Annotated in this window: 1 protein-coding gene; it reads right to left on the bottom strand. The window is 59.5% G+C overall.

Annotated elements, in window-relative coordinates; all coding sequences use genetic code 11:
- A partial coding sequence (locus P8629_RS12680; protein ID WP_278166440.1) for an OmpA family protein occupies positions 1-237 on the bottom strand: 237 nt, incomplete at both ends.

Here is a 237-nt window from a genome sequence, read left to right on the forward strand (position 1 = left end):
GTGCAGGATGGCCTGCTCCGCCTGCTTGTTGAGCACTAAAAGACTAATACGACGGTTGATGGCATCATCCGGTCCGCGGTCGGTCATGCGCATGGTTGCAGCCATGCCCACCACCCGCAGCACCTTGCCATCGTCCAGCCCACCGATCACCAGCTCACGACGGGATGCGTTAGCACGATCCGCAGAAAGCTCCCAGTTGCTGTACCCTTTTTCGCCACCGGCGTAAGGGAAGTCATC

It is taken from the genome of Hydrogenovibrio sp. 3SP14C1, assembly GCF_029625905.1.
GTDB lineage: Bacteria > Pseudomonadota > Gammaproteobacteria > Thiomicrospirales > Thiomicrospiraceae > Hydrogenovibrio.